This is a genomic window from Muricomes intestini (assembly GCF_004346165.1).
Lineage (GTDB): Bacteria > Bacillota > Clostridia > Lachnospirales > Lachnospiraceae > Muricomes > Muricomes intestini.
The window spans coordinates 76,515-97,439 of record NZ_SLZZ01000005.1 but is presented as its reverse complement, the minus strand read 5'-3'; the positions used below and the strand labels follow the sequence as shown (position 1 = coordinate 97,439).

Here is a 20,925-nt window from a genome sequence, read left to right as displayed (position 1 = left end):
ACGATTCAGCCATTCTGCGTTCACAAGTCTCAATATAAGTCCAATACACAGACATCCTATAAGTCCCCCAAGCGGCGAATATATTAAACGCAAACTTTCTAAATACCTACGATATAATTTAATATGAATGCTGCAGCAATAAGCACCAGGTAATCGGGCTGTTTTCTTCTCTTTTCAAAAATCTGTCCTTCGAACCTCTTTCTGTCCTTTTCTATCTGTCAAACAATTCCTTGTACTGCACAATAGAATAATCCTGAATTTCCTTGAAATTCTGTGCTTCATCCCAACTGTGCCATTTCCCCTCTCTGTCCATAACCCCGTTCACGTTGATCACAGGATAAATCTTATACAAATTTTCCAGATACTTCTGATAATCATTAAGTGGAAGTCCTGCCGCTTCCATGAGCAGCACCTGCAAATAATTCACACTCAGATTATCAATTTGTTGTCCCTCCATCTCATAATTCGAGTAAAGAATATAGGGGGTCTGATATTTCTTTGCCAATTTTACAATATCCGAATCTTCAGAAGCCTGTTGAATTTCATTGAAGAATTCATCTTCGACAGAAGGCTGGTGATCTCCGAACATACAGATAAGTACCGGATTTTCTTTTTGGGAAAAGTAAGTTACCAGCTCTTTAAAAGCATTGTCTGATTCCCGTATTAAACTCAGGTACTGCTCTGTCAAAGGATAATTCCCCTCTAAATCTGTGATATGCACAGTACTCTCATATGACCCATCAACATAGCCCCCATGATTCTGCATTGTAACATTGAAGAGAAATACATTATCATTCTCTTTTTTTGCTTTTTCATATCTGGAAATCACATCTTTATAATCACCGCTGTCGGACACCGCGCCACGCAGCATCTCCGGATTTTCCCAGTCTTCAATATAATATGCCTCGTCAAATTTCAAAGCCTGATAGACATTTTTCCTATTCCAGCCATTTGAGTTCATCGGATGCATAAAGATACTATAGTATCCCTGTGAAAAAAGTTGCTCCCGAAGACTTGGGGTATTATCTTTCACATAATTTTGATAAGGCATAATCCCCGCAGGAAAGAATGCATTAGAAAATCCTGTCATAAATTCAAATTCTGTGTTTGCAGTTAACCCTCCAAATACAGGTACACTGGTGTAACCCCGAATCACATTATCCTGCAGGCTGTTAAAGTAATCCAGATATTCCGTATCTGTATCAAAATTGCCTACCTGCCTCAAATCCGAAAAGCTTTCATTCATAATCACTATAATATCCGGTTTCTTCCCATTTAATTTCGTATGAACATTCAGTCTACTGTCCTCACTGGCCCCCTCTTGTTTCAGTTCCTGCGCTTTTGCAGAAGAATATGATATCGGCTTTTCCACCTTCAAGCCCGGAATTCCTGCCGCAAACTCAAGAACTCCTCCGTGATTTTTAGCGCTCTCAGTTAACTCCCACAGATAGGGTTTCACTGCATTTTCTGTCATGAATTCATTATCCCAGAAGATGCTATACATGAGAACCAGATAACATAGAGTTACAGCCGCAGTCTGGATTCTCCTTTTTACATTTTTTTGCCGGTAATCACATCGTAGCCCTAAAAGTATTACCGCAAACGCAACTAGAATAATATACCCTCTCTGATGTGTAAAAACAAGAGAATATCTTCCCGACACATTGAACGCGGTCTTCCATGCGTAAATATCTGCCGTGCGGATTCCATTCCCCCTGAATTCTGTAATAAAACTGTTTGTCAGAGCATAAATTGTAAAGACACTCATTCCAAGACAAACCGCAATCTGTACTCGGTTTGTCAGGAGATACAGAACAAGAAAAGCCATTAAATAAAGAGCATAATTCAGCACTACCATTAAAAAGGTCATTTTTCGGATTTGGTTTCCCACTGCCTCCTCCGTATTTATAAGACACAGCGCCGGGGCAATTATAAGTAGCAGCCAGCAGAACACTCTGTCATAGTGTTCTGAAAGCCTTACTCTTGCAAATAATGTCACACATAAAAAACAATCCAGAAGGAACATAATCATTGTATCTCCCTTAAATGTAGGAAAGTTCCTTGGAAGGGATTTCCAAAATATCAAAAATAAAAGAAACAGGCACCCGGAAACAACTCCCCATTTCTTATCCAAAACTATATATTTTTTATACAAATCCTTTATCTTATCCACGCATTTGCCCAAGTATCCCATCACCATTTTATCCTGCCTTCAATATATTTATTTATCTTTTAATATGGCTATATTAACACTTTTTCGACATTTTTTCCACCCTTTTCGTTTCATAGCTATCTTGAAAACTAAAGAGCTTTTAATAATTTGAAAATATCAAAGTGTTTAGTCTTTGCGTACTCTCATGATTGTCGTAGCCAAAATGATTAAAAAAACAAGTCCCATTATAGTCATAGAAACAATATAGGAATAGCACGCCCCCATTAAAGAATATTTTTTAACCAACATTGGACAAAAAATAATTGTAACTACAAATGCAATAACATATCCCCACATAGACATTAATTGTTTCCTGACAACCGTCAGGGTGAAACGTAGAATCGTGACAATAGCATTTGCCCCGCCTCCCAGCATAATAAGCATTAAATGGAGTTTATATGGCGTTAAGTCAATGCCATATATAACCGATAAGATTGGTATTCCTAATAAATATGCCGCACCCAGACCTAATGCCAATACAACTAACGCCCAAACCAGTGCCTTACCTAAGATTTTCAAAAAAGAATAAATCTTTTTTTCATTCCAGCTGATAGCCATGCTTGTCAGCATAGGCCTGAAAACAAACAAGCTAAAAAGATTTATTACAAAAGCTGGCATAAATATAATAGAAAAAACGTTTTGTGTCTCCGGTCCCAAATAGGCATCCACGGCATATTTAGGAGCATTTCCCACATAAAGTGCAAGAAAAGCCCCTATTGCCAAAGGTATACACTGAATTCCCAGACCTTTCCATTTAGAAGGTTCAAATGTCATTTTAAATTTAAACCAATTTTTTTCTGTGGTATATTTATTATAAACAGCTGCAACTGTCAGCGCTGAAATGAACATTATTAACGTGGAAAGTACAAGGTTTTTCGTCAACACAATTACTACTACAAAAATGGAGGTGGCTATAACAATTCTGTAAACCGCTGCCTTTCCTGACAAGTCAATTCTGTTTTTCTGTTGATATAATCCTTCAAATACATCTGAAAAAGCTTCTACCATTTTATATAAGCATAATAAAATGGTAATTATCATCTTTTCCGCAGTATAGCCATTGGCAAATACGTAACAAATGCTGCAAAAAAGCATAAATGCACATGTACTTATTCTAAAAGAATAATAATCATTAAAGCTAAATTCTTCTTTAACATCTGTAGCTTGATAGTTCCTAACTTCCAGCGTTCCTAATGTTGTCATCATCTGTGCAGTAGCAAACCCTAATGAAAATATACCGCCATTATAAGGGGTCGTCGCTCTGTTAACAACAATCAAAAGCAGCATGGAAGAAAAAGCATTACATAAGCTTCCAAACATATTCCAGATAAACATCTTTTTCTTCATGAATGATTTCTCCTAAATAAGTAATTACAGTGCCTTATAAAATTGTATAGATTTAAAGCTTTAATAGTAAATGAAAACCCTAATAATTTATAAAATTTTTTAATTTTTTTCATATAAGGGTTCGTATCATAATTCAACACAAAAGCATATTTTTTTATATCTTGAATATCCTTCTTGATCCTACTATCTTTTATCCCTCCGGTAAACATCATTAGAACAGCATAGGGATAGGCAATATATGAATAATATACTTCTTTTAGCTCTTCTGAATCATTCGATTTCTTAACGGTCTCTATAAAATCAACACATACATCCTTTAAATCTTTTGCTATCTGATAAGACACCTTTTGATCAGACTGTGATTTCCCCGTGCCTTTTCTGTACATATATGTAGCCAAATCGCACCAATCAAAAGTACTAGCGTATCGTATAAGTTCACCTGTAAAATAGGTGTCCTCATTGCGTTTACCCTCTGGGAAAAAAATATTGTGGTCAATTACTAATTGCCGTTTTATTGCCTTTGTCCATACTGCACGGGTTAAAATATCTGTTTTAATACAGTATTTTAAGGCTTTAGCTTTTGAAGAAGTATTTATTATACTTCTATCTATTGAGGTAGTTGTTTCTACATTTTCCCCATTTTCCCAAAAATCAGTTCTTCTAAACATAATTACATCTGGTTGGGTTTGAGATAAACAGTTAACTATATTGGAAAATACGTTATTGCTCTTATAAAAATCATCATTATCCATAAACATTAGATAATCACCCACAGCATTACTTATCCCTTTATTTCTAGCAGCTGATACGCCTTTACGATTTTGGAGAAATACCTTAACTCTATTATTCTTTTCAGCATAAGAAAAGCATTTTTCTCTTGAACCATCATCGGACCCATCATCAACTAAAATAAGCTCATAATTTGTATACGTCTGACTTAAAATGCTGCAGATACACTCTTCAAAATAAATGCCCGCATTATATACGGGAACTATTATACTCATTTTTATCGAATCCATACTGTCTCCTATCCAAACATTTCAAACAGTCTACCGCATCATATCGCAGATCATCCGCTCGTACATCTGCTGCAAATCCACTTCAGGTTCCCAGCCCAGGCCTCTCATTTTGGCGCTGCTTAGTTTCATTTTTACTATCGGTGCATAACCAAATGCCTGAGTAGATTCTGGTATCTCAAATCTGACTTGGATCTTTCCCCCACTAATTTTTTCTGCTACTAATTTGGCCATCTCCCGTATCTGCATATGGGTACTTTCATTTACAATATTATACGCTTCACCTTTTTCACCCTTATACCCCAAAAGAAGCAGTGCTTTTACAACATCTCTTATGTAACAGTAGTTTCCTTCTGAGGTTCCCTCCGTGTGTAGCACAATATCTTCACCATAAATTGCGCTTTTGGCAAACTGTACATATACCCGGTTATCATTTGGCAGAATCCCTGCGCCAAAGGTCTGAGCCAGTCTGGCAATTTTCACTGGTACATTGTATTCTGAGACATACCCCGAGCACAGGCATTCACAAATCCGTTTCCCTTCTGAATAACTGCTTCTCACGCTGCTGATATCTATATATCCCAGATCCTTTTCCGTTACATATTCAAATTCTGAATCCGGTCTTCCATATACCTCCATGGAAGACACATATACCAGCCCCCTGGCCTGTTTTTCTCTGGCAAGCTCCAGCACATTGTGAGTTCCCTGATAAGCTGTTTCTATAGTGCCAACCGGGTGTTCCACCATAGTCTTGGACGCAGTAACACTGGCAGTATGAAAAATATATTCTATACTTCCCTTGTAAACCATTGGTTCTGTCACGTCACCGATGTATAGCTCTAAGTCAGATCTCTCCAGCAACTTTCCATATATTCTTTCAGCTTTATTTGTGCTTCTCACAGCTGCAATCAGATGCATACCCAAGCTATTTTTCTGATTACTGTATAAAAGGCTTTTTATAATTGACGAACCGATTAATCCGGTTGCTCCCGTAACAAATACAGTAGTATTACGATACATTTCAAAGTCAAGACTGTTATCGCCGGCAATGAGTTCTATGTCCTCCTGCTGCTTGGACTTTTTGGGAGATTTTTTATCCAAAGTTGTTCTTTCTGTCATACTATTGCTCCTCGTCATAATAGGATTATAATCTGATTACCGTTCGTCCCCAAAATCAATCAAATATGGTCTGTGATTGATACGCTTATCTTTTGGAGGTAGCTGCATGTAGTCTCCAAAAATCGTAGTCAACAGCTGATCAGTATTTTTAGGTATCTTTACTGTAAAATCCATAAAAGGCATATCCTGCAGCGGATATGCATCACTCTTTCTCATAGCGTTGGCCCATGGCTTAGGCGTTTCAAAAGCGGCATAATATTCTGTCCGTCTGAGATTGTACCTCTGTGAAACCTTTTGAAATCTCCGATATACCTTTATCGGAGTGATATGCAGGACTCTAAGCCCCCATCGTACCAGATTACAAATCAACTCTGCTGCTTTTTTCTTCACACCTGTATAAGGTATAAACGGAGTCCCTTTTCCGCTGAGATATAGCAAGCGGCCCAGAAACCACGTCATAAAATATTGGTATTTTCTTGCTATACAGCCATCTGCAAGATGGTCATATACAAAAATATCAATATTAATTCCCGGCGTATATTTACAATCTTTCACATCTCTCGAAATAAACTTTGTTCCTTTTTTCTGAAAATGTGTTACTGTGCACGCATAATTTTTATTTGTTTCACAGGTGAGAAACTCATACCTGTTCCCCAGGTCTTCCTCAGCTGCTCTTTTAAAGCGGGGCAAGTCTTCTCTGAATATACCAATATCAATATCATCATCCCAGGGAATAAAACCCTGATGGCGCACAACACCCAGGGCGCTTCCAAAAATAATAAAAATATCTATTTTGTGCCTATCACACAAAGCAAGGACATCCTTAAGGATGTCCGCCTGTGTTTTTTGTACCTTTTCCAGTGTTTCTTTGTCATAAAACTCTTCCATAATTTCCAACTTTCATCTTTAACCAAAAATCTGTGAGTTTTCCTCTGCCTCCACAATTGCCCGGAAGGTATAAAAATCAGAAGGAGTCGTTATCTTTATATTGTCGGGTCTCCCAACTACAGGATATAATGTATGCCCGGCTTCCGACATCATAGTGGCAGAATCAATCATGTTAATGATGCCTTTTTCTCTTGCCCTGTCATGTGCGTTCATCAGCTCCTGATAGATAAAGCTCTGGGGAGCCCGCACCACCCGGCATTTATTCCGGTCAACACTCTCAACAATCTCTCCTTTATCATCTACCAGCATCACGGTCTCTATCGCAGGAACAACCGTAACAGCACAACCCTTCTCTTGCACCATTTTGATATTGTCGGTAATAAGTTTTTCATCAATCAGAGGACGGACACCGTCATGAATTAGAACAATAGAGTCCTTATCAATATCACCCCGCATAGCATTAAGTCCGTTAAAAATAGACTCCTGACCTGTACCGCCCCCCGGTGATATCCACTTTACCTTCTGTATATGATATTTCTCCAATAGCTTTTTCAGATAATCTATCCATTCTGCAATGCATACAACCGAAATCCCCTCTATCCCCGGATGATTTTCAAAGTGCTCAAGTGTATATATTATAATTTCCTTCCCATGCAATGTGAGAAACTGCTTTGGCCGGGTTTTCGTGTTCATCCTCGTACCGGTTCCCCCAGCAAATATTACTGCATAATTCATCAGGTTTTCTCCTTCATGCTTTGAAACGTATCTTTCACGTTCATAAAGTATAACACTATTTGCACAGTCTAGCAACCGCTGAATTTTTTTAATCTCCGTTGAATTTTTTTAATCTCCGTTAGATTCGTATCTGTATATTGTCTATTTTATAGTTGTTTTATAGCGCATCACAGTCGTAGCGCCGGCTGCACGGTCTGCGTAGGCCTGAGGTGCCAGCGTTCCATTCTCATTCCCGGTAATAATTCCTGCTCCCACACACCACTGAGCTGCTGTCAGAGCAAATGGACTAACCTGCCCACCATCTCTAAATCGGTTGAGGTTTCCCCGGGCTGAAACATCATATCCTTTATAGATTGCATATCTGTATAACATGCTCATCATCTGTTCACGGGTTATATTATCTGCCGGTCCAAAATATCCATTGTCATATCCTGTTGTTATTCCCGCCGCTGAAGCCCACAGTGCTGCACTTGTATAAAACTGATTTGCCGCCACATCTGGAAAAACCCTAGAGTAAGCTGTGGCTGGAGAGCCCGACATACGATACAGCATTGTTACAAAATGCGCACGGCTCACTTTCGTAGCCGGTCCAAACTTCGTTGAATTCAATCCTGTCATAATCCCATTATTATACACATACAAAACCGCATCATAATACCAGTCCGTTGCTCTTACATCAGCAAAGGGAAGCATACTGCCCATCAAAAAATTTAAATCCACTTCTCCATTTATTCCCGCTACACTGCCTTCACTTGTACACTGCCAAAGATCATAAGTTCCGCTATACTTGCAGGTTGTATTATACTGCGCTACCCATTTTGACCAGGAGCTGTTATTAAATACTGAATCTGTGAGCTCGTTATCCCACCAGTCCAGATTCGCATAAATACCCACCTTGTATCCTGCTGCCGATACTGTATCACAGAAAGTCTTCGCCAGCTGCCCCTTTGTTGCTGGATTTAGAGACTTGATTCTATCCTCTTCCATGTCTAAATAAACCGGATAAGAAGGATTATGACCATTGAGCAGTCTCAGCACATGTGCTGCTTCACTTTTTGCCTGCGTTGTCGTTGTCGCATAGGAATACAGATAAACACCATAGGGAATGCCAAGCCGCTCACATTCAGATACATTATATTTCCACTGGGGATCATCCTGGCTCGAATCATTATCGCCATAACCACATTGAATGATTGCAAAATCAATTCCATCGGACTTCACCTTGGCCCAGTCAATTTTTCCCTGGTAAAAACTAACGTCAATACCCTTTTTTGTGGCACCTTTAATCGGTTCACCGACACTATTGACATAAACTCCGTTGATTTTCCGCCACGCATTTGCATTTGGCACCGATCTTGAGCGAAATTTTGGATTTGTGATCAGTTCCCCATCTTGATAACTCCAACTGTTTTTTAACAATCCGTTTTGTGACTCTGTATCCGTTGTATCCTGGCTTTTCGTAGCATCACTTACAGATTCTGCATTTTCGTCCTCTCCGCTTTCGGCATCTTCATTTTCTATTTCTGTTGTTTCTGATACTTCATTATCTGTATCCCCAGCAGATTCCTCTACTATTGTCTCTTGTTGCGAGTCCGTCCTTGTCTCATCTACCGCAGAAACCTTTACGTCCTGTGTAGAAATCATCCCTAAAATCAGGCAAACACTCACCCCAACAGCCAACCACCTTTTTTTCATATACTCACCCTTATCTTTAGTCCTTTCTGCAAATCAACATTGCTTTTCATTTTTGCCGAAAATCATACTCTCCCAAATAATTTTTTCGGATATTTACGCTCATAAATCAGTTTCCTTAATGTTGAAATCATACTCTTATGTCCCCCCTATTTCTTATACACAAAAAAGAAATCAGCATCCTGAAGCTGTATGAGATTCATTTATAATTTATTATATAATATTATCTTTGTCAAGTTTTTCCCAGTATATCCGTAATTTTCCATTTATTTGTTTGTTATCTATATGTGATTTAACATTTCTGTAACATATATAAACATTCATATTCCTGAATATAAAAACTTTTATTCTCAAAATATTTTTTTACTCAATACTTTTTTCGCACCCTCATTTTCTCAAAAAAATAAGAAGCATATGCATCCCATTTCTCAGATACATATGCTTCTCATCTTCTTTAGCGCTCAAATAACTTCGCCGGATACACGCCCTCATCAATCAGTTTTCTTACCGCCGAGACTACGGCATCTTTATCCTCCTTGTAAGTTACTCCAAACCATTTGTCTTTCGATCTTAATACTCTGACTGACAGCTTGTCCTCTTCCAGCAGTTCCCCAATGATTGTCGGAAGCAGGTATTCAGCCTTCAAATCAGTCTTGTCTACCCCAGATAAAAATTCCCGGAACCTATTTTCCAATATCTGGAAGAAGCCGGGCCTGAGTCCCCACATATTCATGGAAACCGGTGATTCTACATCTATTTCCTGTGCACTGACTTCCTTTTGTACAACAGCCTTTCCATTTACCTTTTCTATGTTATGAGTCTCTACTATCTGTGCCAGCATCCCTGCTGCATCTACCCGGCAGACTCCGCGGGTCACTGCTCCGTTATCGCTTAGTGTGTTCTTCAGCACAAAGCTGATCATACAGATTTCCATTTTATTTTCCCGCGGTTCTCTGGTCAGATATTCATAGCCTTCTTTAAAAGCCTGCTTTCCGTAGTAATCATCCGCATTGATGACTAGGAACGGTGCATCCACCACATCTTTGCAACACAATATTGCCTGCCCTGTTCCCCAGGGCTTTGTCCTGTCCCGGAATCTTTCTTTGTATGTCCCGGGTATGTCGTCAATTTCCTGATAGGCATAGTCCACATCTACAATTTTTTCAATGCGGTTTCCAATTACCTCTTTAAAGTCCTTCTCCAAATCCTTTCTGATGACAAATACTACCTTATCAAATCCTGCCCCCATAGCATCATAGATGGAATAATCCATGATAATTTCACCATTTGGCCCTACAGGCTCCAGCTGCTTGATACCGCCTCCGAACCTGCTGCCAATTCCCGCTGCCATAATTACTAATGTTGCTTTACTCATTTGTTTACTCCCCCAGACCATCTTCTACAATGCGTATCATCTCACTGAGAGCTGCTTCCTCATCCTCACCCTCGCATACAATTGTGATTATATCTCCACTTTTGATGCAGGCTCCGAGAACGCTCAGAACACTTTTTGCATTTGCAGTTATGTCCTCTGTTTTTGATTTTTTCTCTATTGTAACTTTGCTTTCATACTGCATAGCCGTCTTACAGAACAATCCTGCAGGCCTTAAGTGCAGGCCTGTAGGGTTCTTAATTGTAACCTTCTCACTAACCATACCTAAAATGTCTCCTCCTATGATTTATCTTCTGCTGCCGTGTCCTGATCTTCTTTCTTATCCTGACTCTTATCCGCATCCTTATTAGTCAGAGTTATTTTTACTTTAGGCTGTTCCGCCAGAGTAATGTTGGCTGCGGTTTCTATATCCACCGGTACCTCATAGTTTCCCGCCTTTGTATATTTTTCCAAATCTATGGAAACTGCATTCCTTATATCCAAATTGTTCAGAGCTTCCTGAACACCCCTGAACTGAAGCTCAATATCTGTATCTGAGTCAAAAGAAATCTTCAACTTATTCTGCAGGTTATCCACCCGGATAGCATACACCGAGAGTTCAATAGTCCGGGTTCCCTCCGCTTCTATGGACACTGTTACAACAATATTATTGGCAGTCTCATCTACAAGCTGAATTTCCTCCGGCAGATAGGGGAGTATATCTACTGTCTTTTCCAATTTTTCTGTTGCACCGGTTACATCAACTTCCGATGCCGGAATGTCCAGTTGATCAAAGCCCTCCAATTCTTCCGGTGTCCCGCATACCTGAATGGTATCAGGCTCACAGGTGATTCCACTGACGAGATATCCTTGCTCTGGAGTACCTGAGGTACTGAAGTTCAATGCCACGTTTTTCGTGTTGAGTACTTCGATATTTACCGTAATCCCTTCATCTCCCAGGTTATCCTCCAGCTGTGTTTTATCCAAAACATTCCCATTCTTGTCATAGTACACCAGATCAGCTTTCTTCGCCGTGGTTTTTGATACGCCGGAGACGTCTACCTTAGCAACTGCTTTGTCTATACTGTTGACCAGGGATTCCGCACCGCGCACTGTGATTTTTACCGGGTTCGTTGTCATATCTCCCACAACATACCCATCTCTTGGAGTCCCCGAAGCACTTACAGTCAGCGGGAACACATTTTTCGTCTGTTCCTCCACCTTGACCCTTAAGTTTGAGGGGGATGCCTCTGCGGAGTAGTAACTCCCCTCATATCCCGGAATGGTTGCTGTTATAGGCACCAGCGATTCAAACTGCATCTCACTCATATCGGCAGTTGCGACTATATTCTCAGCTTTCAGTTTAGTTAATACAGAGCGCTTTGCTTTCACCAAGACAGTAACCGTCTGTGTATCATCCAATTTCTTATATGTTCTTCCCTTGTTCGTTATAACCTCTTTATTCACCTCATCCACTGGTACATTGCGGAAAGGACGCGTTTCGACCGGGTCATCTACATTCACAACTATCAGCCACAGGACAGCAGCAAAAACAATAGCCATTATCTTCAAGCCCAGGTTGTTCGTAAATTTATACTTCTTCATGTCCATGCCGTCCTTTCCATATGTTAAACTTCTTAAGCTCCGAAGCTCTAAACTGGATCTGGCTCAGCCTTGTAGAAAGATATTCTGGAGTAATCCCTCTCACCAGTTGTCCGCCCATGGCTACTGAAACCTGACCGGTCTCCTCTGACACAACAATAGTCAGCGCATCACTGACTTCGCTCATCCCAAGTGCAGCCCGGTGTCTGGTCCCAAGTTCTTTACTAATCTGCATATTGTCTGACAGAGGAAGATAGCATGTGGCAGATACGATTCTGTCCCCGCGCACAATAACTGCTCCGTCATGAAGAGGAGTATTGTGCTCAAATATATTCAGCAGGATTTGAGATGAGACTTTACAGTCCAGCTCAATCCCTGTCACTTCATATTCCGTAAGCTGGGTAGCCTGCTCCACAACAATAAGTGCCCCCGTGCACACACTTCCCATATCAAATGATGCTTTTACCAATGATTCCAGTGTGCCATCAGAAAATCTGTGATTATCTCTGCTTCGGTCAAATGGATTGATATTGTTCAGGAGGTTCTTTTCTCCCAACTTTTCCAAAGCCCTCCGCAATTCAGGCTGGAAAATGACTACGGCCGCCGTTGCCAATGCGGGTATAGATTCTCTGGCAAGGAACAATATCGTATGCATCCGCAATAGAGCTGCTGCCGCTATAAACGCTGCGAGAACAATCATCCCCTTTAAAAGCATCCAGGCCTTTGTATTTTTTATCCAAAGCATAACGCGGTATACAATTGCCGCTATAATGAGGATTTCTATGATATCGGTCAGGCGGACATCCGGAAAGTACATACCACTTATATAGTTGTCAAAAAAACTTTTTATCCAATGGCCCATCTGTGCCGCCTCCTGTTTCGATATACGCAATTACATAACTGAACTGTGTAATGTTATTTATCATCCAGCTTTCCCAATCCAAGTTCCTTTGTGAGACTTCTGGTCAGCAAAATGTCATCCGCTGCTTCTGCGTGATCGACATTTTCTTCCCTGCCTCTTGCTTTAGGCATGGCAGGAGCCCCTTTGGGCTGGCTGGCATTAATATGCTTCACACTGACCTCGGGTGCAGAAACTACAATCTTAGGAACGGCCTTCACATAATAATAATATTCATCATCTTCAAAACGCATACGCTCCGTGCTGGAATAGTTTACGGAGAAAAAGAGAAATTCCAGAACCAATCCTGCAGCAAAAGCAAACAGACCGCCAAATACCAAGGCTCCGTAGGAAAGGTGAACATTCAGTGTTACATTTCCAACTGCTCCAATCACAATGGCGGCAATACTTCCCGCCGCAGATCCGATTTTCCATGCATGATTCACGGATCTGGTGCGGACTGCATATACAAGCAGGAGACTGACCGTAACCGCCAGAACCATAATCCACATTTCCCTGTTCGTCAGAGACTGCTTTGCGAAAGCCATAAGGCTCTCTGCCATCCCACTCGTGCCGCCGCCCTTCAGCGCGGAGGCAGATGACTTCACATAGTGCAGTACATAATAAACAATCGTTCCAAATGCCGCCGGCACCACATAGACCGGTGTTCCCAAAAGCCCAAATGCAACCGGGATTACGAAAGGCACTTTAAATGCAAATGCCACCGGAGTCAGAAGAATGAGCCACGCCTTCCTGGGGGTAAACCGGAAATAGAAGATATACATAATGAGAAAAATAGCCAGAGATACCAGTGCTATCGGTGCAGACAATGCATAGAAATGCAGTAGTATCAGAATTGTTGCCGCCACCGCCATTACGATTGGCGGCAGGAACGCGCATACGGCTGAAAGACCCAATGTACACAATATGGATGAAGCTGCCTTCATAAATCCTATGTTGGAATTAATAAGGCCAAAAACACACAGTCCCAGAATAAATTGCAATGCTTTCACAATATAAATAGAAAACCTCGCATAAATTTTCTGAAGTTGTTCTTTCCAGACAAGTAATGTACTCATATTCTTATTTTTTCTCCTTCACATACATCTTTCCCAACCGTGACAGGCTCCGGTAATATCTCTTTACGCGCTGCTTTGCTCTGTTGTGCTTGGACTTATAGAAACTTCCCGCATAGACACAGTACACTACCAGCAATACAATATATATGCCAACCGCAATTGATACAACAATAATAAATTTTGCTATTGTCAGATTTTTCATTAAGGCATCTATGTTGCTGATTATAATCAGCCCGGCCAGAAGCGCGTATCCGACGGTAACCCAGATGGCCGTAATCAATGTATTCAGACTGGCATAATCCTTTTTATAATAGCTGCTGATTTTCAAATCTTCAGCTGCCTGAGACTTCTCGTACTTCGCCATCTTTGTCATCAGCCTGATACGATTTTTATCTAACATTTCGTTCACCTAAAATATCCTTCCGTTATAAACATCGTTTTTAGTATAGCATATACTCAGAGTCCTTGTCCAATGCTTACAGTCAAAAAATATACTTTTTCAGCACCTCCAAGTTTCAGCATATGAGCGGCTTTATTTATGGTACTCCCGGTGGTATAAATGTCGTCTATAATCAGTATATTCCGTTTTATATTATGTTGCTTAGATACCGCAAAAGCCCCTTTCAGGTTTTGGGTTCTCTGCGCATCATCCAAGCTCTTTTGGGGCTTTGTATTTCGGATCCGGTACAGGATTTTATCATTTACCGGAATGTCTATTATCTTTCCCAGTTCCTCCGCCAGTATTTCTGCCTGATTGTATCCCCGCATCTTTCTTCTGGCAGGGTGAAGAGGAACCGGAATCATTTCCTCAATTTGCCATCTGTAAATCTGATCTTCCAATGACTTTGCCATCTCTTCGGCAAATATTCTGCCATAATATCTTTTATTTTTATATTTAAAACGGTATAATGCCGAAGAGACAGGAGGACGGTGCACCCAGAGACTTCGCCCCTGCTCATAAGCTTTCTGATGACAGGAGCAGTCCCTGCAAAATTCCTGTTCTTCCTTTTCTACAGGTTTTCCGCAGCACATACACCTTGAATCCTTTATATATATAACTTTCTTCTTACAGCAGTCACAAATCCCTTCTGCCGATATTTTTCCACAAAAAGGACAGACTTTCGGATACAAAAGGTCTAAAATTCCTGAATACGCTCTGCCAGGCTTGTGTAACGGTTTTGCTCGTTTTTGTTTTGTATCATTTCCTGAAATGTTGTATCACTCCCCACGATGGTCAGACATTGTTTTGCACGTGTCACTGCAGTATAAAGCAAATTCCTGTTGTAGAGCATTCTTGGTCCCTGTAGTAAGGGTATAATAACAGCAGGGTACTCACTGCCCTGAGATTTATGTACTGTAATAGCATAGGCCAGTTCCAGTTCCTCCAGCAGTTCAAAGGGATATTTTACTTTTCTGTGTTCATCATATTCTACGACTACCAGATCCTCATAGGTATTGATATCCGTTACAATCCCCATATCGCCGTTAAAAATTCCCATGCCTTTATCCACAGTCAGTCCGTATTTTGTGCTGATTTCCCACTCCAGCTGGTAATTATTTTTGATCTGCATCACTTTATCTCCCACCCGGAAGATACGTTGCCCGTTTTCCTTCTCCGCTTTCTCCGGCCCAGGAGGGTTCAGGTATCTCTGCAAAATTATATTCAGATGCTCCACCCCCAGAAGTCCTTTTCGCGTAGGTGTCATGACCTGTATCTCGTAAGGAGCTGCATCCACATATTTAGGGAGTTTCTTCTGTATCAGTGTAAGCATTACACTGATGATAACGTTTGGATCCCGGCGCTTCAGGAAGAAGAAATCCCGGCTCTTATTGTCCAGGAGCACAGGCTCCCCTGCATTGATTTTATGAGCATTAACTACAATATCGCTCTCCCCGGCCTGACGGAAAATTTTGGTCAGTGTCACAACCGGGAAGCTGCCTGATGCGATGATATCTTTTAATACACTGCCGGGGCCTACCGACGGCAGCTGATTCATGTCACCCACCAGGATCAGCCGGGTCCCTTCCACCACAGCAGATAAAAGAGCATGCATCAGGGGAAGATCCACCATAGACATCTCATCTATGATTAATACATCCGTTTCCAGAGGGTTCTGCCGGTTTCTCATAAATCCGTTTACGTTGCCCTCTTCCTCAGGGTTACCGTTTACCTCTAAAAGGCGGTGAATCGTCTGTGCCTCATACCCTGTTGTCTCTGTCATCCGCTTAGCCGCCCGCCCTGTGGGCGCTGCCAGAAGAATGCTCATGCCTTCGCTCTCAAAAAACTGTATCATGGTGTTGATGGTAGTAGTCTTTCCCGTCCCCGGGCCGCCCGTCAGAACCAAAAGCCCATGCTTGATAGATTCAATCACAGCTCTGTGCTGCATCGGATCCAGTCCGATTTGCTCCTTTTTCTCCACCTGATGCAGGCGTTTCTCCATCATGTCCTCCGGCATGCTGCAGTCAATATTCAGATCGTGGAGCATTCTCGCCGTATTCAGCTCCATATAATAATAATGAGAAGGGTAAACTCTGATTTCCCCTCCCACTTCTTTTTGAACCGTCTTTTTCTCAATACAAAGATCCATGATATATTTTCCCGTATCCTGAATCTCCACCCCAAGCAGGTGCCCTGCACGTGCCTTCAAAACCGGTCCGGGAAGATAGATGTGTCCCTCCCCCACAGCCTGCTGCAGTGCATAAAAAATACCGCTTTGGATTCTAAAATCTGAATCCATATGAATTCCCGCTCTGGCAGCAATTTCATCTGCTGTCTTAAATCCCACACCCTCTATATTGTCGGCCAGCTGATAGGGATTTTCTTCTAGGACCTTATATAATTTCGCACCATAATATTTATAAATCTTCACGGCAAGAGTGGTGGAAATCCCGTACTTCTGCAGATAGATCATCGCCTGGCGCATATCTCTTTTTTCTTCCACCTGCTCTGCAATCTCTCTGGCTTTTCTCTCACTGATTCCCTTTACCTCGGCAAGCCTCTCCGGCTCCTCTTCTATAATCCGAAACGTATCCTTTTTGAACTTTCTGACAATTCTTCCTGCGAGGGCTGCCCCCAGACCTTTTACCGCACCGGAGCCCAGATACCGCTCAATGGAAACCAGGTCTTCCGGTTCTTTCAGCTCATGAGAGCTGACTCGAAGTTGACTTCCATACACATTGTGGTTGACAAAATCACCATGCAGCTCAAGCATCTCTCCCTCGTTTATAAAATTAAAGTTCCCGACGCAGGTCAGTTCTCCTTCTTTATTCTCCAGATTGAATACCGTATATCCATTTTCCTCATTGCGGAACACAATGTGCTCCACATACCCGGTAACTACTTCCACATCTTCCTCCTGGTTAAAAATTGTAACAGTTCAGCCATCAACCTGCTATGACAGAACTGTTACTAAAAGTCATTTCTGCTGCTCATAAATTCCACAAACTGGCCTGTCCCAATCGCCACGACTTTCATAGGATCTTCAGCCGTCATTGTATGAATTCCCGTTCTTTCTTCTATCATTTCTTCCATACCGCGCAACATGGCACCGCCTCCTGTCAGAACGATCCCCCTGTCCAAAATATCAGCCGACAGTTCCGGGGGGGTCTGTTCCAGGATCCCCATAACAGCCTCCACAATCTGTCCTGTAGACTCGCGGAGGGCTTCCTCTGTCTCTGAAGATGTCACTGTCACAGTCTTTGGAAGCCCTGTCACAAGATTGCGTCCTCTGACCTCCATGCTTTCTTCTTCTGCAAGTGGGTATGTTGTCCCTATCTTAATCTTAATATCCTCGGCAGTCCGCTCTCCTATTAAAAGATTATGCTTCTTGCGCATATAGCGGACGATTGCCTCGTCAAAATCATCACCGGCAATCTTGATAGATGTATTGACTACAGTGCCTCCCAGGGAAATAACTGCAATATCTGCAGTACCCCCTCCGATGTCCACGATCATATTTCCACAGGGCTTGGAAATATCAATCCCTGCTCCGATAGCAGCCGCCACCGGCTCCTCTATAAGATTCACCTCTCTTGCCCCCGCAGCAAAGGTTGCTTCCTGCACAGCCTTCTTCTCTACCTCTGTAACACCGCTGGGCACACAGATACTAATCCGGGGTTTCTTAAATGTTCTCTTTCCAAGAGACTTCTGTACAAAATATTTAATCATCTTCTCCGTCACAGTATAGTCTGATATAACACCCTGACGTAAGGGACGGACCGCCACAATATTACCCGGGGTTCTTCCCAGCATAAGGCGGGCTTCTTCCCCGATTGCTTTAATCACATTCGTATCCCGGTCAAAAGCCACCACAGAGGGCTCCTTAAGTACAACTCCCTTTCCTTTTACATATACAAGCACACTGGCTGTTCCTAAATCTATTCCGATATCTATAGGCATCTTAACTCTCCCTTCCAGAACCCTTATTACATTTCTTAATTTTCCTTTGTATCTCACTGATAGGGTAGAATCTCTCCGCAAGTATTCTTTCACTTCATCTACCTTTTCTATCACAGCTCTCCCCAAGTTGCAACACTAGTATAATAAAATTTCCCTAAAATGGAAACCCTTTTTTGAAATTTTACTCTTTCTTTATGATATGATACCAGGGTCAAAAGGTCATGCGTTTCATGCTTGCATGAAAAAGCATGACTTTGGGACCCGCAAAACATGAGAAAGAAGCCCGAGTAGGGCGGATTTCGAATGTTTTTAGGATTGCGGGAGCACAAAGTGCGGAGCAATCCGTAGGTATCAAGGGGCAAAATACCTTTTGACCCCAACATCATGATATGATGATATAGTATTAGTATGGCATCTGTAGGTGTGATTTTATACTCATAAAGATAACAATACATGCCGCAGGAAAATACAGAACAAACATTCGATTCTGCTCTATACTTTTTAGATGTATTCTGCTATAATCAATTTTGATACAATGTACGAGGAAGTGATCAGAGAGGTGACTATGAGCGAACAACAGTTTAAATTAAAAGCTCCTTATAATCCCACCGGAGACCAGCCCCAGGCAATCAAAGAACTGGTTCAGGGATTTAAAGAGGGCAATCAATTTCAGACTTTACTGGGAGTTACAGGATCCGGCAAGACCTTCACTATGGCGAATATAATCCAGCAGATTCAGAAGCCAACCCTGATAATTGCACACAACAAGACTCTTGCCGCCCAGCTCTACGGGGAGTTCAAAGAGTTCTTCCCCGATAATGCGGTAGAATATTTTGTCTCTTATTATGACTACTATCAGCCTGAGGCTTATGTTCCCTCATCTGATACTTATATTGCCAAGGACTCCGCTATCAATGATGAAATTGACAAGCTGCGTCTGTCTGCCACCATGGCTCTGGCAGAGCGCCGGGATACAATTATAGTTGCCAGCGTTTCCTGTATCTACGGACTGGGCAGTCCTGTAGACTATCAGAATATGGTAGTTTCTCTGCGTCCGGGCATGATTCGGGACAGAGATGAAGTGATGGCCAAACTGATTGAAATCCAATACGACAGAAATGAGATGGATTTCCACAGAGGTACTTTCCGGGTGCGGGGTGATGTATTGGAGGTAATACCTGCCAACTCTGCCGACACGGCAATCCGGATAGAATGGTTTGGTGATGAGGTTGACCGGATTACCGAAATTGATATTTTGACCGGAGAGATAAAGGATGAATTAAAGCATACCGCCATATTTCCGGCCTCCCACTATGTTGTAGACAAGGAAAATATTACACGGGCTGTCAAAGATATCGAGGTTGAACTGGATGATCGTGTAAAAGAATTTAAACGACAGGACAAGCTGTTGGAGGCCCAGCGGATTGCAGAACGTACGAATTTTGATATCGAAATGCTTAAAGAAACGGGATTCTGTTCCGGAATTGAAAACTATTCCCGCCATCTGGCAGGACTGGCTCCGGGACAGCCCCCTTATACACTGATTGACTATTTCCCAGATGATTTTGTGATTATGATTGACGAGTCCCACAAGACGATACCACAGATTGGCGGTATGTACGCAGGTGACCAGTCACGGAAATCTACCCTTGTGGACTATGGATTCCGTCTGCCTTCAGCGAAAGACAACCGTCCCTTAAATTTTGAAGAATTTGAAAGTAAAATAAATCAGGTTTTGTTTGTCTCCGCCACACCTGGCCCTTATGAAGAAGAACATGAATTGCTCCGGGCCGAGCAGGTAATCCGTCCCACAGGCCTTCTGGATCCTCATGTAGAAGTCCGCCCGGTGGAGGGCCAGATTGACGATCTTGTAGGTGAAATAAATAAAGAAGTTTCAAAGAGAAACAAAGTTCTTGTCACTACACTTACCAAACGGATGGCAGAAGACCTCACCGACTATATGCGTGAAGTCGGTATTCGTGTAAAATATCTGCATTCTGATGTGGATACACTTGAGCGCAGCGAAATCATCCGTGACATGCGGCTGGACGTATTTGATGTCCTTGTTGGTATTAACCTTCTGCGTGAGGGACTGGATATTCCTGAAATCACACTGGTAGCTATCCTGGATGCCGATAAGGAAGGGTTCCTCCGTTCGTCCACCTCCCTGATTCAGACCATAGGGCGTGCAGCGAGAAACTCCGATGGGCATGTGATTATGTATGCAGATACCGTCACAGACTCCATGCAGGTTGCCATAGATGAAACAAAGAGACGGCGCAAGATTCAGATGATGTACAATGAAGAACACGGCATCACGCCTCAGACAATACACAAAGCAGTCCGGGATTTAATTAGTATTTCTAAAAAGGTAGCTGCCGAGGAGCTGAGAATAGAAAAAGACCCGGAATCCATGAGCAAGAAGGAGCTGGAAAAATTAGTTGCAGATTTATCAAAGCAAATGAAAAAAGCTGCCGCAGAGCTGAACTTTGAAGCCGCTGCGGAACTTAGAGACAAACTGATAGAGTTAAAGAAAACTCTAAATGATATAGAAAATTGACATAAC

17 protein-coding genes are annotated in these 20,925 nt (G+C 41.9%); 1 reads left to right on the top strand and 16 read right to left on the bottom strand.

Annotated elements, in window-relative coordinates; genetic code table 11:
• Positions 1-211: 211 nt before the first annotated feature.
• From EDD59_RS05215 to mreB, 16 genes are all read right to left on the bottom strand, one after another.
• Positions 212-2,173, bottom strand: coding sequence for an LTA synthase family protein (locus EDD59_RS05215; RefSeq protein ID WP_165920868.1), 1,962 nt, complete (start codon positions 2,171-2,173; stop codon positions 212-214).
• Positions 2,174-2,338: 165 nt separating this feature from the next.
• Positions 2,339-3,559 carry a lipopolysaccharide biosynthesis protein gene (locus EDD59_RS05210; protein ID WP_132379623.1) on the bottom strand — a complete coding sequence of 407 codons (1,221 nt, stop codon included), beginning with the start codon at positions 3,557-3,559 and terminating at the stop codon, positions 2,339-2,341.
• Positions 3,556-4,578, bottom strand: coding sequence for a glycosyltransferase (locus EDD59_RS05205; protein WP_132379621.1), 1,023 nt, complete (start codon positions 4,576-4,578; stop codon positions 3,556-3,558). Before EDD59_RS05205 ends, EDD59_RS05210 begins: the two co-directional genes overlap by 4 nt.
• A gap of 30 nt (positions 4,579-4,608) precedes the next feature.
• Entirely contained in the window at positions 4,609-5,694 is a 1,086-nt protein-coding gene (locus tag EDD59_RS05200; RefSeq protein WP_132379618.1) for an NAD-dependent epimerase/dehydratase family protein, read from the bottom strand.
• A gap of 36 nt (positions 5,695-5,730) precedes the next feature.
• The gene (locus tag EDD59_RS05195) at positions 5,731-6,582 is read right to left on the bottom strand and encodes a LicD family protein (protein WP_132379614.1); all 852 of its coding nucleotides are present in this window, start codon (positions 6,580-6,582) and stop codon (positions 5,731-5,733) included.
• 18 nt (positions 6,583-6,600) lie between these two features.
• A complete protein-coding gene (locus EDD59_RS05190; protein ID WP_132379611.1) occupies positions 6,601-7,317 on the bottom strand; it encodes an IspD/TarI family cytidylyltransferase in 717 nt (238 codons plus the stop codon).
• Positions 7,318-7,458: 141 nt separating this feature from the next.
• On the bottom strand, positions 7,459-9,012 hold the full coding sequence (locus EDD59_RS05185) for an S-layer homology domain-containing protein (protein ID WP_132379607.1): 1,554 nt from the start codon (positions 9,010-9,012) through the stop codon (positions 7,459-7,461).
• Positions 9,013-9,463: 451 nt separating this feature from the next.
• Positions 9,464-10,384, bottom strand: coding sequence for a nucleotidyltransferase family protein (locus tag EDD59_RS05180; protein WP_132379603.1), 921 nt, complete (start codon positions 10,382-10,384; stop codon positions 9,464-9,466).
• Between the two features lie 4 nt (positions 10,385-10,388).
• The gene (locus EDD59_RS05175; RefSeq protein WP_132379599.1) at positions 10,389-10,664 is read right to left on the bottom strand and encodes an HPr family phosphocarrier protein; all 276 of its coding nucleotides are present in this window, start codon (positions 10,662-10,664) and stop codon (positions 10,389-10,391) included.
• Between the two features lie 17 nt (positions 10,665-10,681).
• The gene (locus EDD59_RS05170) at positions 10,682-11,986 is read right to left on the bottom strand and encodes a CdaR family protein (protein ID WP_132379595.1); all 1,305 of its coding nucleotides are present in this window, start codon (positions 11,984-11,986) and stop codon (positions 10,682-10,684) included.
• Positions 11,973-12,845: a diadenylate cyclase CdaA gene (gene cdaA, locus EDD59_RS05165; RefSeq protein ID WP_132379593.1), complete on the bottom strand. Its 873-nt coding sequence runs from the start codon at positions 12,843-12,845 to the stop codon at positions 11,973-11,975. The genes EDD59_RS05170 and cdaA overlap by 14 nt, the downstream gene beginning before the upstream one ends.
• Before the next feature lie 53 nt (positions 12,846-12,898).
• Positions 12,899-13,960 (bottom strand): hypothetical protein, encoded by a 1,062-nt coding sequence (locus EDD59_RS05160; protein WP_132379591.1) that lies wholly within the window; start codon positions 13,958-13,960, stop codon positions 12,899-12,901.
• Between the two features lie 4 nt (positions 13,961-13,964).
• Entirely contained in the window at positions 13,965-14,360 is a 396-nt protein-coding gene (locus EDD59_RS05155; protein WP_132379589.1) for a hypothetical protein, read from the bottom strand.
• Between the two features lie 56 nt (positions 14,361-14,416).
• The gene (locus EDD59_RS05150) at positions 14,417-15,091 is read right to left on the bottom strand and encodes a ComFC family protein (protein ID WP_165920866.1); all 675 of its coding nucleotides are present in this window, start codon (positions 15,089-15,091) and stop codon (positions 14,417-14,419) included.
• A 5-nt stretch (positions 15,092-15,096) separates the two neighbouring features.
• Positions 15,097-17,307: an SF1B family DNA helicase RecD2 gene (recD2, locus tag EDD59_RS05145; protein WP_132379585.1), complete on the bottom strand. Its 2,211-nt coding sequence runs from the start codon at positions 17,305-17,307 to the stop codon at positions 15,097-15,099.
• Between the two features lie 62 nt (positions 17,308-17,369).
• Entirely contained in the window at positions 17,370-18,359 is a 990-nt protein-coding gene (gene mreB, locus EDD59_RS05140) for a rod shape-determining protein (protein WP_132379749.1), read from the bottom strand.
• A 565-nt stretch (positions 18,360-18,924) separates the two neighbouring features.
• Between mreB and uvrB the strand changes: the two genes are divergently transcribed.
• On the top strand, positions 18,925-20,919 hold the full coding sequence (gene uvrB / locus EDD59_RS05135) for an excinuclease ABC subunit UvrB (RefSeq protein WP_132379747.1): 1,995 nt from the start codon (positions 18,925-18,927) through the stop codon (positions 20,917-20,919).
• The last annotated feature ends 6 nt before the right edge of the window (positions 20,920-20,925 follow it).

Excerpts from the sequence above, each read along its gene's own strand:
- EDD59_RS05210 (WP_132379623.1), bottom strand. The coding sequence starts at position 3,559 with ATGAAGAAAAAGATGTTTATCTGGAATATGTTTGGAAGCTTATGTAAT.
- EDD59_RS05205 (WP_132379621.1), bottom strand. The coding sequence starts at position 4,578 with ATGGATTCGATAAAAATGAGTATAATAGTTCCCGTATATAATGCGGGC.
- EDD59_RS05200 (WP_132379618.1), bottom strand. The coding sequence starts at position 5,694 with ATGACAGAAAGAACAACTTTGGATAAAAAATCTCCCAAAAAGTCCAAG.
- EDD59_RS05195 (WP_132379614.1), bottom strand. The coding sequence starts at position 6,582 with ATGGAAGAGTTTTATGACAAAGAAACACTGGAAAAGGTACAAAAAACA.
- EDD59_RS05190 (WP_132379611.1), bottom strand. The coding sequence starts at position 7,317 with ATGAATTATGCAGTAATATTTGCTGGGGGAACCGGTACGAGGATGAAC.
- EDD59_RS05185 (WP_132379607.1), bottom strand. The coding sequence starts at position 9,012 with ATGAAAAAAAGGTGGTTGGCTGTTGGGGTGAGTGTTTGCCTGATTTTA.
- EDD59_RS05180 (WP_132379603.1), bottom strand. The coding sequence starts at position 10,384 with ATGAGTAAAGCAACATTAGTAATTATGGCAGCGGGAATTGGCAGCAGG.
- EDD59_RS05175 (WP_132379599.1), bottom strand. The coding sequence starts at position 10,664 with ATGGTTAGTGAGAAGGTTACAATTAAGAACCCTACAGGCCTGCACTTA.
- EDD59_RS05170 (WP_132379595.1), bottom strand. The coding sequence starts at position 11,986 with ATGAAGAAGTATAAATTTACGAACAACCTGGGCTTGAAGATAATGGCT.
- cdaA (WP_132379593.1), bottom strand. The coding sequence starts at position 12,845 with ATGGGCCATTGGATAAAAAGTTTTTTTGACAACTATATAAGTGGTATG.
- EDD59_RS05160 (WP_132379591.1), bottom strand. The coding sequence starts at position 13,960 with ATGAGTACATTACTTGTCTGGAAAGAACAACTTCAGAAAATTTATGCG.
- EDD59_RS05155 (WP_132379589.1), bottom strand. The coding sequence starts at position 14,360 with ATGTTAGATAAAAATCGTATCAGGCTGATGACAAAGATGGCGAAGTAC.
- mreB (WP_132379749.1), bottom strand. The coding sequence starts at position 18,359 with ATGCCTATAGATATCGGAATAGATTTAGGAACAGCCAGTGTGCTTGTA.
- uvrB (WP_132379747.1), top strand. The coding sequence starts at position 18,925 with ATGAGCGAACAACAGTTTAAATTAAAAGCTCCTTATAATCCCACCGGA.